The following is a 14,142-nucleotide window of genomic DNA, read 5'->3' as shown; positions in this document are numbered from 1 at the left end:
CGGGGCCGGCTGATGAGGGGGGACCGGGCCCCGCCGCGCGCGACGCTTCCCGGACCAGGGTGTGGGATGAGATTGCGGGCATTGGTCCGGGAACCGGATGGGATCGTCATCGATGCTGCCACCGCGAGGGCGGGCCCCGGAACGGCGTTAACCGAGACCTAAGGAAGACCTCAGGAACGCCTGTCGATGCCTACGCTCAGTCCGTTGCGCGTTGCCGCGGCCAGCGCCGCTGCCCGGGGTCGCGCTCCCGCGCGCGCCGGCCGACGAGCCCGAAACGGCTGACCTGACGCGGCGTGGCGTCGGCGTCCGCGAGCAGCATCACCACGCTGGCGCCGCCGAGCCCGGCGCGGTCGATGCTGACCGACCCGTTGGCCTGCTGCGCGACCCGGCGGGCGATGTCCAGGCCGAGCCCCGTCGAACCCTGGTCGCTGGCGCCGCGCCGCAGCGCCCGGTCCGGGTTCGCGATGCCGGGGCCCGCGTCGTCGACCCGGATCGCGACGTAGCCGTCCCGCCGGGAGACCGCCACCTCGAAGGCGGTGCCCTGCGGCGTGTAGCGGAAGACGTTGCCGAGCACGGCGTCGAGGGCGGCGGCCAGCTCGGCGCGCTGCACCGCCACCGGGATGCGCAGGTGCGCCCCCACCACCTTGTGCGGGCGGTTCTGGTCGCCGGCGAGCGCGGCCCAGAACTTCATCCGCTCGCGTACGACCTCGCTCGCGTCGCACATCCCGGGCGCGGCCTCGTGCGCGACCGCCTTGCGGGTCGTGTTGATCAGGACGTCGATCTCGCCCTCGAGCGTGACGATCGCCTGGCGGATCCGCCGGATGGTGCGGCGGCGATCCAGCTCCGCGGCCGAGAAGGTGCCGACGCTGGTGTCGTCCGAGTCCAGCGCGTCGGCGTCGAGACGGAGGACGGTCAGCGGGGTCCGCAGCCGGTGCGACAGGTCGGCGACGAGCTCGCGCTCGTTGGTGCGGGAGGTGACCAGCCGGTCGGCCATCCGATTGAAGGCGTAACCCGCCTCGGCCAGCTCACGCGGCCCGCTGGGCTGGGTCCGTACCGCGAGGTCACCGTCGCCGACGGCCATGGCCGCCTCGACCAGCCCGCGCGCGGACGCGACGGTGCGGGCGGCGAGCCGGTCGACGACGACCACCGCGGCCACGACCAGCCCGAGTGCGATGCCGGCGAGCAGCAGCCAGTGACCGCCGCTCCCGGCGGTGAGCGCGGCCTCGGTGACGAAGACCTCGACCACGACGACGGAGCGCCCGACGGTGACCGGCTCGAGCCGGACCACGCCACCGGAGACGTCGGCGACCACGACGGTCCGCTCCCGCGTGGCCCGCGCGACGTCCGCGGCGCCGGCGCGCGGCTGCCCGCCGGCGTTCACCCCGTGCACCACGGGTCGCCCGGCCGGGTCCGCGCTGGCCGCGGTGGCGGCCCGGGTCACGGCCGCGGGGTCGGCGGTGACGGCGAGCGCGCCGGCCACGACGCCGCTGCGCCGGGCCGCGTCGGCCAGGGCCGCGGCGCGGGTGCCGCGGTCGAGCAGCACGCCGAGGGGTACGAGGAAGGCCAGCGCCACGAGGGCGGTCATGCCGGCCGTGAGGTAGGCCAGCGCGGGCCTCAGTCCGGTACCACCAACCTGAAGCCGACCCCCCGCACGGTGCGCAGGTAGCGCGGCTTCGCCGCGGACTCGCCCAACTTGCGGCGCAGCCAGTACAGATGAACGTCGATGGTCTGGTCCTCGCCGACCGATGGCTGTCGCCATACCTCCTCCAAGAGCTCCCGGCGGGACACTACGCGGCCGGGTCGGGCGGCGAGATAGGCCAGGAGGTCGAACTCCTTGCGGGTCAGCGACAGCGGGACCCCGTCGAGGTGCGCCGTGCGCTCGCCGACATCGACGCGCAGGCCCCCCACCTCGTGCACCGCCGGCTGAACCGTACGGCTGGCGCGCCCGACCCGGCGCAGCACGGTGGTGATCCGGGCGTCCAGGTGGGCGCCGGTGAAGGGCTTGACCATGTAGTCGTCGGCGCCGGCCCGCAACAGCCGCACCACCGACTGTTCGTCGTCGCGGGCCGTCGCGATGATGATCGGAATGTCCGTGATGCCCCGCAGCATCCGCAACGCGTCGGCCCCGTCGAGATCGGGCAACCCGAGGTCGAGCACGACCAGGTCGGGGGTCTCGGCGGCGACCCGGCGCAACGCGTCGAGGGCGGTGCCGACGGCGTGCACGGCGTGCCCGCGGTCGGCCAGCGACCGCAGCATCGCGCCGCGCACGACATGGTCGTCCTCGACGAGAAGTACCGTGGCCATGCGAAGACGGTACTGCCCTTGGCAAGTCTGCGGCGTTGCGCCGGTGCGCCGGGGTCGGAGATGATCGATAGGACATGACGTTCACGCTGTACGACGACGCCCGTCTCGGCCTGGCACGCGACAGCCTGACGGGCCTGTCGGTGGCCGACGCGCTCGGGGCGCAGTACTTCGTGCCCGGGATTCCGCGCGACGCCGCACCGCCGGATCCCGTCTGGGAGTGGACCGACGACAGCGAAATGGCGTGCTCGATCTTCGCCATGCTCGCGGCGCGCGGCACGATCGACCGCGACGAGCTGGCGATGTCGTTCGCGCGGCGGTGCGAGCCCTATCGCGGGTACGGGCCGGGCGCGGTGACGATCCTGCGGCTGATCCGCTCCGGCACGCCGTGGCCGATCGCCGCGTCGACCGCCTTCGACGGGCAGGGCTCGTGCGGCAACGGCGCGGCGATGCGCGTCGCGCCGCTGGGCGCGTACTTCGCCGACTCCACCGCGCACGCCGCGGCCGAGGCCGTCGCGGCCTCGGAGGTGACGCACGCCCACCCCGAGGGCATCGCCGGCGCGGTGGCGGTCGCGGTCGCCGCGTCGCTCGCCGCCAAGGCCCGGCTCTCCGGCCACCGGCCGGCCCCGCCCGAGCTGCTGGAGGTGGTCGCCGGCGTGCTCGAGGCGGGGGGTCGGGTGCGGCGCGGCCTGGAACGGGCGCTGGGCCTGCTCGGACGCCCGCCCACCGAGGCGGCGTACGAGCTGGGCAACGGGTCCGCGGCGACCGCGCAGGACACGGTGCCGTTCACGCTCTGGGCGGCCGCCACCTTCCTCGACGACTACCCGGCCGCGGTCCGGGCGTGCGTGGCGGCCGGCGGCGACATGGACACCACCGCGGCGATCGTGGGCGGCATCGTCGCGGCCCACACGGGCGTCGGCGCCGACGGCGGGGTGCCGCGGGAGTGGATCGCGGCGCGCGAGCCTCTCCCGGCCTGGGTGCGCTGACCGCCCGCGCGGACGCCGACGGTTCCCCTCCCCACGCGATGACAACCGGTTCAGGGCAGCCGGAGCACCCAGCGGTAGGCCTGGACCAGGCCGGTGTCGAAGCCCGCCGCCGAGCCCCACAGGAACAGCCGGAACCGCCGGTAGAGCGGCTCGCCCCAGCGTCGCACGATGTCGTCGCGCGCCGCGTCCAACCGGCGCGCCCACTCCCGGCAGGTCAGGTAGTAGTTGTGCCGGTCATCGGTGACGCTGAGCAGCTCGAACGGCGAGCGCGCGACCTGGCGCAGATACTGGTGCAGCAGCAGCGGCGCGGAACGGCCGGGGTAGACGTACCGCTTCATGAACGTCGACGCGATGTGCTTACGGCGCATCGCCAGCGCGTCGAGGTAGACGTGCCCGCCGGGGCGCAGCAGCTCCGCGTACTTGCGCAGCGTGGTGCGGTAGTCGGGCAGATGCTCGGTGACGCCCATGTTGACGATCGCGTCGTAGGGCCGGTCGGCGGTGTAGCCGAAGATGTGCTGCCGGACCACCCGCACCGGCAGCTGCTCGCGGGCGAACAGCTCGGTCAGGTAGCGCTCCGACTCCGTCGACAGCGTGGTCGTGGTCACCTCGATGCCGCGCCGCGCCGCGTGCTCGGCGAACGCGCCCCATCCGCCGCCGACCTCCAGCACCCGGTCGCCCGGCTTGACCCCGATCGCGTCCAGCGCGAGATCCATCTTGCGGGTCATCGCGTCTTCCAGCGGCTCGTCGTCGGCGGCGAAGACCCCCTCGGTGTAGCAGCGGTGCCGGGTGTCGAGGAAGGTCAGGAAGAACTCGGACTCCTCGTCGTAGTGGTGCGAGATGGCGCGCCGGTCGTCCTCGCGACCGCCGCGCAGCAACGCGGGCACGAAGCGGGAGAACCAGGCGACCGGGTGGAAGTCGGTGAAGAAGGCGCGCATCCGCAGCGCGGCGGCGAGATCGCCGTCGACGTCGAGCCAGCCCTGCAGGTACGCGACCGCGACCGCGAACTGGTCGAGAGCGGCGAGCGCCCGGGCGCCGCGCGCGTCGGTGACGCGGATGGTGAACTGCGGGTCGCCCGCGCCGAAGACGTGCGTGCCCCCGCCGGCCGGCGCGACCGCGAAGGGCACCGCGGGGCGTCCGGCGAAAAACGTGTCGTACCTGCGCTGCAGGACGGTGACCATGTCCGAAGGACCCACAGCGTCAATGTAACGCCGTCGTCGCGTCCCCGCCGGCAGTAGAAACCAGGACCGATAGCATCGGGGAGCCGAAAACCCCGGGTCCACCCGGATCGCCTGAATCGAAGGAGTCACCGTGTCCGAACCCCGTACCCCCGCTGTGGCCGACTCCGTCGTCGTCCCGGCCGGGACGACGGCGGCCGACGCGGTGGCCGCCGCCGGCCTGCCGGCCAACGGGCCGAAGGCGATCGTCGTGGTCCGCGACCCCGAGGGCCGGCTGCGCGACCTCGACTGGGCGCCGGAGTCCGAGGTGACCGTCGAGGCCGTCCCGATGGACTCGCCCGACGGGCTCAACGTGCTGCGACACTCGACCGCCCACGTGCTCGCCCAGGCCGTGCAGGACGTCTTTCCCGAGGCCAAGCTCGGCATCGGCCCGCCGATCGAGAACGGCTTCTACTACGACTTCGACGTGGCCTCGCCGATCACCCCGGACGACCTGGGCAAGCTCGAGAAGCGGATGCAGGAGATCATCAAGTCCGGGCAGCGCTTCCGCCGCCGCCGCTTCGCGTCGTTGGACGAGGCGAAGGCGGAGCTCGCCGACGAGCCGTACAAGCTGGAGCTCGTCGACATCAAGGGCGACGTGGACTCCGCCGAGGTGATGGAGGTCGGCGGCGGCGAGCTGACGATCTACGACAACCTCGACGCGGAGTCCGGCAAGACCTGCTGGTCGGACCTGTGCCGGGGCCCGCACCTGCCGTCCACCCGGCTGATCGGCGCGTTCAAGCTGATGCGCTCCGCCGCGGCGTACTGGCGGGGCTCGGAGAAGAACCCGCAGCTGCAGCGCGTGTACGGCACCGCCTGGCCCACCCGGGACGCGCTCAAGGCGTACCTGAAGCTGCTGGAGGAGGCGGCGCGCCGCGACCACCGCAAGCTCGGCGCGGACCTGGACCTGTTCAGCTTCCCCGACGAGCTGGGCTCGGGGCTGGCGGTCTTCCACCCCAAGGGCGGGATCATCCGCCGGGAGATGGAGAACTACTCGCGCATCAAGCACGAGCAGGCCGGCTACTCGTTCGTCAACACGCCGCACATCACCAAGGGCAATCTGTACGAGGTCTCCGGCCACCTCGGCTGGTACGCCGACGGCATGTTCCCGCCCATGGAGATGGAGGGCGCGAAGTACTACCTGAAGCCGATGAACTGCCCGATGCACGACCTGATCTTCCGGTCGCGCGGGCGGTCCTACCGCGAGCTGCCGCTGCGGATGTTCGAGTTCGGCACGGTCTACCGGTACGAGAAGTCCGGCGTGGTGCACGGCCTGACCCGGGTGCGGGGCATGACGCAGGACGACGCGCATATCTTCTGCACCGAGGAGCAGATGGCGGGCGAGCTGAAGTCCCTGCTGCAGTTCGTGCTCGAGCTGCTGCGCGACTACGGCCTGGAGGACTTCTACCTGGAGCTCTCCACCCGCAACCCGGAGAAGTCGGTCGGCACCGACGAGAACTGGGAGAAGGCCACCGAGGCGCTGCGCTCCGCAGCGGAGGAGTCCGGCCTCACCCTGGTGCCCGACCCCGGCGGCGCGGCGTTCTACGGCCCGAAGATCTCGGTGCAGGCCAAGGACGCGATCGGGCGGACCTGGCAGATGTCGACGATCCAGGTCGACTTCAACCTGCCGGAGCGGTTCGAGCTGGAGTACTCGGCGGCCGACGGGACGCGGCGGCGGCCGGTGATGATCCACCGTGCGCTCTTCGGGTCGATCGAGCGGTTCTTCGGCGTGCTCACCGAGCACTACGCCGGCGCCTTCCCGGCCTGGCTGGCGCCGGTGCAGGTGGTCGGCATCCCGATCCGCGACGACCACGCGGCCTACCTCGACGAGTTCGTCGCGTCGCTGCGTGAGCAGGGGATCCGCGCCGAGGTCGACACCTCCGACGACCGGATGCAGAAGAAGATCCGCACGGCGCAGCAGCAGAAGATCCCGTTCATGGTGATCGCCGGTGACCAGGACGTCGCCGACGGCACGGTCTCCTTCCGCTACCGCGACGGCTCGCAGCGCAACGGCGTGCCGCTCGCCGAGGCCGTCGCCCACGTGACCGACGTGGTCCGCTCCCGCACCAACATCGGCCCGTCCGCGTCCTGACTGATCGCCACGTCGATCGTGCAGTGGTGGTGCGCGACCGGTGCCGGTATCCGGCTCCCGTCACCGCCCACCACTGCACGATCGCCGGCTGATCGACGCCACGGCGGGCCCCCGCATGGTCAGCGCCCAGGGGTGAAACCGGTGCGGTCACCGTAGGATCATCGGCGTGACTGCGCAGCACGCCGAGACCGGCACCCCGGACGGCCTGGAGCGGCTCTGGACGCCGCACCGGATGACCTACATCTCCGGGGCGGACCGTCCCGCCGAGGGGTACGAGAAACCGACCGGTTGCCCGTTCTGCCTCGCCCCCGACCGCGTCGAGGACAGCCTCGTGGTGGCCCGCGGCGACGCGGTCTTCGCGGTGCTGAACCTCTATCCGTACAACCCCGGCCACGTGCTGGTCTGTCCCTACCGGCATGTCGCCGACTACACCGAGCTGGACCTCGCCGAGACCGCCGAGCTGGCCGCCTTCACCCAGACCGCGATGCGGGTGATCCGGCGGGTCAGCAACGCGCACGGCTTCAACATCGGCATGAACCAGGGCGGCGTCGCCGGCGCGGGGATCGCCGCACACCTGCACCAGCACGTCGTGCCGCGGTGGGGCGGGGACGCGAACTTCATGCCGGTGATCGGGCGGACCAAGGTGCTGCCGCAGCTGCTCACCGACACCCGGGACCTGCTCGCCGCCGCCTGGACGGAGTAGCCGCGCCGGCGGGCGGCTGCCCGGCCGGCGCCGGGCAGCCGCGGGCGGGTCAGGGTCGCCGTCACTCCGCCGCCAGGGGCCCACCCGGACGGCGGGAGCGGCGTCAGTGGCCGGTGCGGGTCAGATGCTCGGCCCGGACCTGCTCGGCGAGGTGGCTCGGCATCGGCTCGTAGCGCGCGAACGACCGCCGGAAGGTGCCGGCGCCGGACGTCATCGACCGCAGCTCGACCGCGTACCGGACGAGCTCGGTGGCGGGGACCTCGGCCCGGACGAGCGTGCGTTCGCCGCCGGCGTCCGGCTCGGTGCCGAGCACCCGGCCGCGCCGTCCGGACATGTCGCTGATCACCGCGCCGACGAACGGGTCCGGCACCCGGATCACCAGCTCGTCGACCGGCTCCAGCAGCGTGACGTCGCCCTTCTCCGCGGCGTCGCGCAGCGCCAGCGCCCCGGCGGTCTGGAACGCCGCGTCGGAGGAGTCGACGCTGTGCGCCTTGCCGTCGAAGAGCGTCACCCGCAGGTCCACCACGGGATGGCCGGCGATCAGGCCGCGCTCCATCTGGGCGCGTACCCCCTTCTCGACCGACGGGATGTAGTTGTGCGGCACCACACCGCCAACGATCTTGTCGACGAACTCGAAGCCGGCGCCCGGCGGCAGCGGCTCCACCTCGATGTCGCAGACCGCGTACTGGCCGTGCCCGCCGGACTGCTTGACGTGCCGGCCGTGCCCCTTGGACGCGGCGGTGAACGTCTCGCGCAGCGCGACCCGCACCGGCTCCGTCGACAGCTCCACGCCGCCGCCGCGGAGCCGGTCGAGCACCACGTCGGCGTGCGACTCGCCCATGCACCAGAGCACCAGCTGGTGGGTCTCGGAGTTACGTTCCAACCGCATCGTCGGGTCGCCGGCGACGAGCCGCCCGAGGTTCTTGGCCAGCGCGTCCTCGTCGGCCCGCGTCTTCGCCACGATCGCGACCGGCAGCAGCGGCTCCGGCATCTCCCACGGGGCGATCAGCAGCGGCTGGTCCTTCTGCGACAGCGTGTCACCGGTCTCTGCGCTGCCCGACTTGGTGATCGCGCAGATGTCGCCGGCGACGCAGTACGGCACCTCGCGCAGGGCGGCGCCGAGCGGCGAGTAGATGTGCGAGATCCGCTCGTCGGCGTCGTGGTCGGGGTGGCCGCGTTCGCTCATGCCGTGACCGGAGACGTGCACGGTCGCCTCGGGGCGCAGCGTGCCGGAGAAGACCCGGACCAGGGAGACCCGGCCGACGTGCCGGTCGATGGTGGTCTTGACGACCTCGGCGACCAGCGGCCCGTCCGGGTCGCAGGTCAGCGGCGGGCGCGGCGAGCCGTCGACGCCGGTGACGGCGGGCAGCTCGTGCTCGCGCGGCGACGGGAACCCCGCGGTGAGGACCTCCAGCAGCGCGTCGAGCCCGACGCCGGTCCCGGCGCAGACCGGCACGACGGGGTAGAAGTGGCCGCGCGCCACGGCGCGCTCCAGGTCCTCGATCAGGACGGAGACGTCGATCTGCTCGCCGGCGAGGTACCGGTCCATGAGCGTCTCGTCCTCGCTCTCCGCGATGATCCCCTCGATCAGCTCGCTGCGCGCCTCCTCGATGGCGGGCAGGTGCTCGGGGTCCGGTTCGCGCACCTCCGGGGGGTAGCCCGCGGAGTAGTCGAAGACGCGTTGGGTGATCAGCCCCATCAGGCCGACCGTCGAGACCCCGTCGTCGCCGAGCATCGGCAGGTAGAGCGGGACCACGTTGTCGCCGAAGACGCGCTGGCAGAGCGCCACGGTCTCGTCGAAGTCGGCGCGCTGGTGGTCCAGCCGCGTCACCGCGACGGCCCGCGGCATCCCGACCGCCGCGCACTCCTCCCACAGCGTCACCGTCGCGGCGTCCATCCCGTCGACGGCGCCGACCACGAACAGGGCGGCGTCGGCGGCGCGCAGCCCGGCCCGCAGCTCGCCCACGAAGTCGGCGTAGCCGGGGGTGTCGAGCAGGTTCACCTTGACCCCGTCGTGCAGCAGCGGCGCGCAGGACAGCGCCACCGACCGCTGTTGGCGTACGGCCGCCGGGTCGTGATCGCACACCGTGGTGCCCTCGGTGACGCCACCGGCCCGGCTGATCGTGCCGGTCACCTCGAGCAGCGCCTCGACCAGCGTGGTCTTGCCGGCGCCGGAATGGCCGACCACGACCACGTTGCGGACCCTGCCGGGCTCGTCCACCACCGGCGCGGGGCCGGTGAGTCCCTTCTCCTGACTCTTCTGCGCCATCGGCGCACCTCCCTAGCGCGTGGATGGTGGGGCGTTCGCGGATGATTTCAGCGGCGACATCGTCAGGTGGGTGGTCATCTGCCGTTAACGTGAACCGTGTCCGGGTGAGGTAGCTCACCGTCCCATTGCGATCCCACACCCGCGACGCCCCGTGCACAACCCCGACCCGGGAAGTAGGGAGCCCGGCTGTTCGGCCGGCGTGGCCAGGACCGCTATCGTGGGACCGCCATGGCGAAGATCTTCAGAGTGTCGGCGCGGGCCGGCATGACCCGCGTGGTCGAACCCGTCGCCCGGCGCCTGCTGCGACTCGGGGTCTCCCCGAACGCGGTCACGGTGGCGGGCACCGTCGGCGTCCTCGTCGGTGCGCTCGGGTTCGGCGCTCGCGGTCATCTCATCACCGGTCTCGTGATCGTCACGCTCTCGGCGCTCACCGACATGCTCGACGGCACGATGGCCCGGCTGTCCGGCGGCTCGACGACGTTCGGCGCGTTCCTCGACTCCAGCCTGGACCGCGTCGCCGACGCCGCCATCTTCGGGGCGGTGACCTACTGGCTGGCGGTCACCGGCCACCACTGGGGGGCGGTCGCCGGGCTGATCTGTCTGACCGCCGGGCAGATCGTCTCGTACGTGAAGGCCCGCGCCGAGGGCCTCGGGATGACCTGCAACGTCGGCATCGCCGAGCGCCCCGAACGCCTGATCACCGTCGGGGTCGGCGGCCTGCTCAGCGGGGTGCACCTCGACTGGGGGCTGCCCGCGGCGCTCTGGGTGCTGGCGGTGCTGTCGGTCGTCACGGTCGCGCAGCGGATCCTGCACGTCTACCGGCAGAGCCGGCGCGCGACTCAGAGCGCCGACGCGTGAACCTCGTCGAGCTCGGCTACGCCGCCGCCTGGCGGCTGGTGCGTACCCTGCCGGCGCCGGTCGCCGCCGCGGCCTTCCGCGTCGGCGCGGACCGGGCCCACCGCTCCGGCGGCCGGGGCGCCCAGCGCCTCGCGGCCAACCTGCGCCGCGTGGTGGGTCCGCAGGTGCCGGACGCCGAGCTCGACGCGCTGGTCCGGGCGGGGCTGCGCTCGTACGCCCGGTACTGGATGGAGGCGTTCCGGCTGCCGTCGCTGTCGGGGGAGCAGATCCTGCGCGGCTTCCGGTTGGACGGCGCCGAGCTGCTGGCCGCGGACGTGGCCGCCGGGCGCGGGGCGATCATCGCGCTGCCGCACGCCGGCAACTGGGACGCCGCCGGCGCCTGGGTGGTGGCGAACGGCTGGCCGCTCACCACCGTCGCCGAGCGCCTCAGGCCCGAGGGGGTCTACCGGCGCTTCCTCGCGTTCCGGGAGCGGCTCGGCATGGAGATCATCCCCACCGAGGGCGCCGACCGCGCCCCGATCGACCTGCTCGCCGACCGGGCGGCCGAGGGCCACGTGGTGCCGCTGCTCGCCGACCGCGACCTGTCCGCCCGCGGGGTCGAGGTGACGTTCTTCGGCGGCCGCACCCGGATGCCGGCCGGGCCGGCGCTGCTCGCGCTCCGCACCGGCGCGCCGCTCTACGTGGCGTCGATGTGGTACGAAGCGGACGCGGCCTGCGGCCGGCTGCACGGGCCGTTGCCGGTGCCGGGCCCGGAGCGGGGCCCACTCGACCAACGGGTGCGGGCGCTCACCCAGCAGATCGCCGACGGTTTGGCCGCCGGGATTGCACGGCACCCGGAGGATTGGCACATGCTGCAACGCATGTGGCTGGACGATCCGCGGCAGTCCGCGCAGACCGCACCGGCGGCACCGGAACCGACCGCCGAGTCGGCCTGAGGGAGAGGGGCGCTGTGCGGATCGGCATCGTGTGCCCGTACTCCTTCGACGTGCCGGGCGGTGTGCAGAACCACATCGTGGACCTGGCCGAGGCCCTGATCGGCCTGGGCCACGAGGTCAGCGTGCTGGCGCCGGCCGACGAGGACTCACCGCTGCCGCCGTACGTGGTGGCGGCGGGCCGGGCGGTGCCGCTGCCGTACAACGGGTCGGTGGCCCGGATCGCCTTCGGCCCGGTGTCGACCGCCCGCGTCCGGCGCTGGCTGGCCCGCGGCGACTTCGACGTGCTGCACGTGCACGAGCCGTTGACGCTCAGCCTCTCGCTGCTCGCGGTGCTCTCCGCGCGCGGCCCCGTGGTGGCGACCTTCCACACCGCGATGACCCGGTCGCGGGCGATGGCCGCCGCCCAGGGCGTGCTGCAACTCGTGCTGGAGCGGATCACCGCCCGGATCGCCGTCAGCGCGCTCGCCCGCCGGGTGCAGGTGGAGCACCTGGACGGCGGCGCCGTGGAGATCCCGAACGGGGTGGCGGTGGCGAAGTTCGCGGACGCAGCGCCGCTGCCCGGGTGGCCGGGGGAGTGCGGGGTGGGCCACGGCGGGACGCTGGGCTTCCTCGGCCGCTTCACCGAGCCGCGCAAGGGCTTCGCGATCCTGCGGGACGCGTTCGTGGCGCTCGCCCCGCACCGGCCGGGCCTGCGGTTGCTGGTCGCCGGCCCCGGCGACCGCGCGGACCTCTACCACGGCATCCCGGCCGAACTGCGCGACCGGATCGAGTTCCTCGGCATGGTGTCGGAGCGGGACAAGGCGCGGATGCTGCGCAGCGTCCACCTCTACGTCGCCCCGAACACCGGCGGCGAATCGTTCGGGATGATCCTCACCGAGGCGATGGCGGCCGGCGCGACCGTGGTCGCCAGCGAGCTCGACGCGTTCCGCCGGGTCCTCGACGGCGGGCGGGCGGGGCAGCTCTTCCCGACCGGCGACGCGGTGGCGCTGCGCCGGTGCCTGGCGGAGCTGCTCGACGATCCCGGCCGACGCACGGCGCTGGCCGCCCACGCCCGCGGGGCCGTCGCGGCGTTCGACTGGCCCGCCGTCGCCCGGCGGGTGCTGGAGGTCTACGAGACCGCGATCGAGGCGACCGACGGGGGCGTCCTCGACCAGGAGTGGGTGGAGCCACGCTGATCGGGGCCACGCCCCCGCCGCGGCCCGCACTACGATGCCGGGAATGTGGTGGGTGCTGGTCGTGGTCGCCGTGGTCGTCGTGCTGACGGCGTACCTGACGTGGACGGCCGCGCGGGTCGACCGGCTCCATGAGCGGGCCGCCGCCGCGGGGCGCGCCCTCGACGCCCACCTGATGCGCCGCGCGGCCGCGGCCGCGGTGCTGGCCGAGGAGCGCTACGCCGTCGAGCTGTACGCCGCGGCGCGGATCGCGCTGGACGCCGAGCCGGAGGAGCGGGAGGCCGCGGAGAACGACCTGACGCGGCAACTGCGCGCCACCGACCTGGCCGGGGAGGACCCGGACCCGGCCGTCGTCGCCGTGGTGGCGGCGAGCCGCCGGCTCGCGCTGGCCCGCCAGGTGCACACCGATCTGGTGCGCGACGCGCTGTCGGCGCGGCGGCGCCCGCTGGTGCGGCTGCTGCGGATGTCGCGCCGGCACGACCGGCCCCGCTACTTCGACGTGGACGACCCCACCCTCGCCGCCGACGCCCTCCGCGTCAGCTGACCCAATCACCGGCGGGGCGCGCGTGAGGGGGGCCACAGGGCAGGCCACCTGGGGGGCGATTGGCTGTCGGGCGGCGTCCAATCCGCGCGTACGATCGGCTCGACGATCCCTTGAACACGCCGTTGAGGAGCCAAAACACCGTGTCCGAGACCACTGAGCAGCCCACCACCGCACCGGTCACCGGCACCGGCCGCGTCAAGCGCGGCATGGCCGAGATGCTCAAGGGCGGTGTGATCATGGACGTGGTCACGCCCGAGCAGGCGAAGATCGCCGAGGACGCCGGCGCGGTCGCGGTGATGGCGCTGGAGCGGGTGCCCGCCGACATCCGCGCGCAGGGCGGGGTGTCCCGGATGAGCGACCCCGACATGATCGAGGGCATCATCGACGCGGTCTCGATCCCGGTGATGGCCAAGGCCCGGATCGGCCACTTCGTCGAGGCCCAGATCCTCCAGGCGCTCGGCGTCGACTACGTCGACGAGTCCGAGGTGCTCACCCCGGCCGACTACGCCAACCACATCGACAAGTGGGCGTTCACCGTGCCGTTCGTCTGCGGCGCCACCAACCTGGGCGAGGCGCTGCGCCGCATCACCGAGGGCGCCGCGATGATCCGCTCGAAGGGCGAGGCGGGCACCGGTGACGTCTCCAACGCCACCACCCACATGCGCAGGATCCGTTCGGAGATCCGCCGTCTGACCTCGATGGCCGAGGACGAGCTCTACGTGGCGGCGAAGGAGCTGCAGGCGCCGTACGAGCTGGTCAAGGAGGTCGCGGAGAGCGGCAAGCTGCCCGTGGTGCTCTTCACCGCCGGCGGCATCGCCACCCCGGCCGACGCGGCGATGATGATGCAGCTCGGCGCCGAGGGCGTCTTCGTCGGCTCCGGCATCTTCAAGGCGGGCAACCCCGCCCAGCGTGCGGCGGCGATCGTGAAGGCGACGACCTTCCACGACGACCCGGAGATGCTGGCGAAGGTGTCGCGCGGGCTGGGCGAGGCGATGGTCGGCATCAACGTCGACGACATCCCCGTCCCGCACCGCCTCGCCGAGCGCGGCTGGTGACCCACCCCCGTCG

General features: G+C 73.3%; 12 protein-coding genes. 8 read left to right on the top strand and 4 right to left on the bottom strand.

Annotation, left to right across the window (positions count from 1 at the left end; all coding sequences use genetic code 11):
• Window positions 1-196 precede the first annotated feature (196 nt).
• Together BLW47_RS20885 and BLW47_RS20880 are read right to left on the bottom strand one after the other, a co-directional pair.
• On the bottom strand, window positions 197-1,585 hold the full coding sequence (locus BLW47_RS20885) for a HAMP domain-containing sensor histidine kinase (protein ID WP_091560781.1): 1,389 nt from the start codon (window positions 1,583-1,585) through the stop codon (window positions 197-199).
• 29 nt (window positions 1,586-1,614) lie between these two features.
• Window positions 1,615-2,304: a response regulator transcription factor gene (locus BLW47_RS20880; RefSeq protein ID WP_091560778.1), complete on the bottom strand. Its 690-nt coding sequence runs from the start codon at window positions 2,302-2,304 to the stop codon at window positions 1,615-1,617.
• Between the two features lie 74 nt (window positions 2,305-2,378).
• Here BLW47_RS20880 and BLW47_RS20875 point away from each other — a divergent pair, with 74 nt between their 5' ends.
• A complete protein-coding gene (locus BLW47_RS20875; protein ID WP_091560775.1) occupies window positions 2,379-3,287 on the top strand; it encodes an ADP-ribosylglycohydrolase family protein in 909 nt (302 codons plus the stop codon).
• Window positions 3,288-3,337: 50 nt separating this feature from the next.
• Here the strand turns inward: BLW47_RS20875 and BLW47_RS20870 are convergent, their stop codons facing one another.
• On the bottom strand, window positions 3,338-4,480 hold the full coding sequence (locus BLW47_RS20870; RefSeq protein ID WP_245736838.1) for a class I SAM-dependent methyltransferase: 1,143 nt from the start codon (window positions 4,478-4,480) through the stop codon (window positions 3,338-3,340).
• A 115-nt stretch (window positions 4,481-4,595) separates the two neighbouring features.
• On the opposite strand from BLW47_RS20870, the gene thrS reads away from it, so the two are divergent.
• Both thrS and BLW47_RS20860 read left to right on the top strand, forming a co-directional pair.
• Window positions 4,596-6,593, top strand: a complete 1,998-nt coding sequence (thrS, locus tag BLW47_RS20865) for a threonine--tRNA ligase (RefSeq protein ID WP_091560768.1) — start codon at window positions 4,596-4,598, stop codon at window positions 6,591-6,593.
• 232 nt (window positions 6,594-6,825) lie between these two features.
• Window positions 6,826-7,296, top strand: a complete 471-nt coding sequence (locus BLW47_RS20860; protein ID WP_091560935.1) for an HIT family protein — start codon at window positions 6,826-6,828, stop codon at window positions 7,294-7,296.
• A 103-nt stretch (window positions 7,297-7,399) separates the two neighbouring features.
• Here the strand turns inward: BLW47_RS20860 and BLW47_RS20855 are convergent, their stop codons facing one another.
• Window positions 7,400-9,565, bottom strand: coding sequence for an elongation factor G-like protein EF-G2 (locus BLW47_RS20855; protein WP_091560765.1), 2,166 nt, complete (start codon window positions 9,563-9,565; stop codon window positions 7,400-7,402).
• A 228-nt stretch (window positions 9,566-9,793) separates the two neighbouring features.
• Here BLW47_RS20855 and pgsA point away from each other — a divergent pair, with 228 nt between their 5' ends.
• The 5 genes from pgsA to pdxS all read left to right on the top strand — a co-directional run bounded on the left by pgsA (window position 9,794) and on the right by pdxS (window position 14,129).
• Complete coding sequence (gene pgsA / locus BLW47_RS20850; RefSeq protein WP_091560762.1) at window positions 9,794-10,423, top strand: phosphatidylinositol phosphate synthase; 630 nt, start codon at window positions 9,794-9,796, stop codon at window positions 10,421-10,423.
• Window positions 10,420-11,358: a phosphatidylinositol mannoside acyltransferase gene (locus tag BLW47_RS20845; RefSeq protein ID WP_091560758.1), complete on the top strand. Its 939-nt coding sequence runs from the start codon at window positions 10,420-10,422 to the stop codon at window positions 11,356-11,358. The genes pgsA and BLW47_RS20845 overlap by 4 nt, the downstream gene beginning before the upstream one ends.
• A gap of 14 nt (window positions 11,359-11,372) precedes the next feature.
• Complete coding sequence (locus tag BLW47_RS20840; RefSeq protein ID WP_091560754.1) at window positions 11,373-12,533, top strand: glycosyltransferase family 4 protein; 1,161 nt, start codon at window positions 11,373-11,375, stop codon at window positions 12,531-12,533.
• 34 nt (window positions 12,534-12,567) lie between these two features.
• Window positions 12,568-13,074, top strand: a complete 507-nt coding sequence (locus BLW47_RS20835; RefSeq protein ID WP_091560751.1) for a hypothetical protein — start codon at window positions 12,568-12,570, stop codon at window positions 13,072-13,074.
• A 140-nt stretch (window positions 13,075-13,214) separates the two neighbouring features.
• Window positions 13,215-14,129: a pyridoxal 5'-phosphate synthase lyase subunit PdxS gene (gene pdxS, locus BLW47_RS20830; RefSeq protein ID WP_091560746.1), complete on the top strand. Its 915-nt coding sequence runs from the start codon at window positions 13,215-13,217 to the stop codon at window positions 14,127-14,129.
• The last annotated feature ends 13 nt before the right edge of the window (window positions 14,130-14,142 follow it).

The sequence above is a fragment of the Micromonospora pattaloongensis genome (assembly GCF_900107255.1).
Taxonomy (GTDB): domain Bacteria; phylum Actinomycetota; class Actinomycetes; order Mycobacteriales; family Micromonosporaceae; genus Micromonospora_I; species Micromonospora_I pattaloongensis.
The sequence above is the reverse complement of the archived record's forward strand: the minus strand, read 5'-3'. Positions and strand labels throughout refer to the sequence as shown.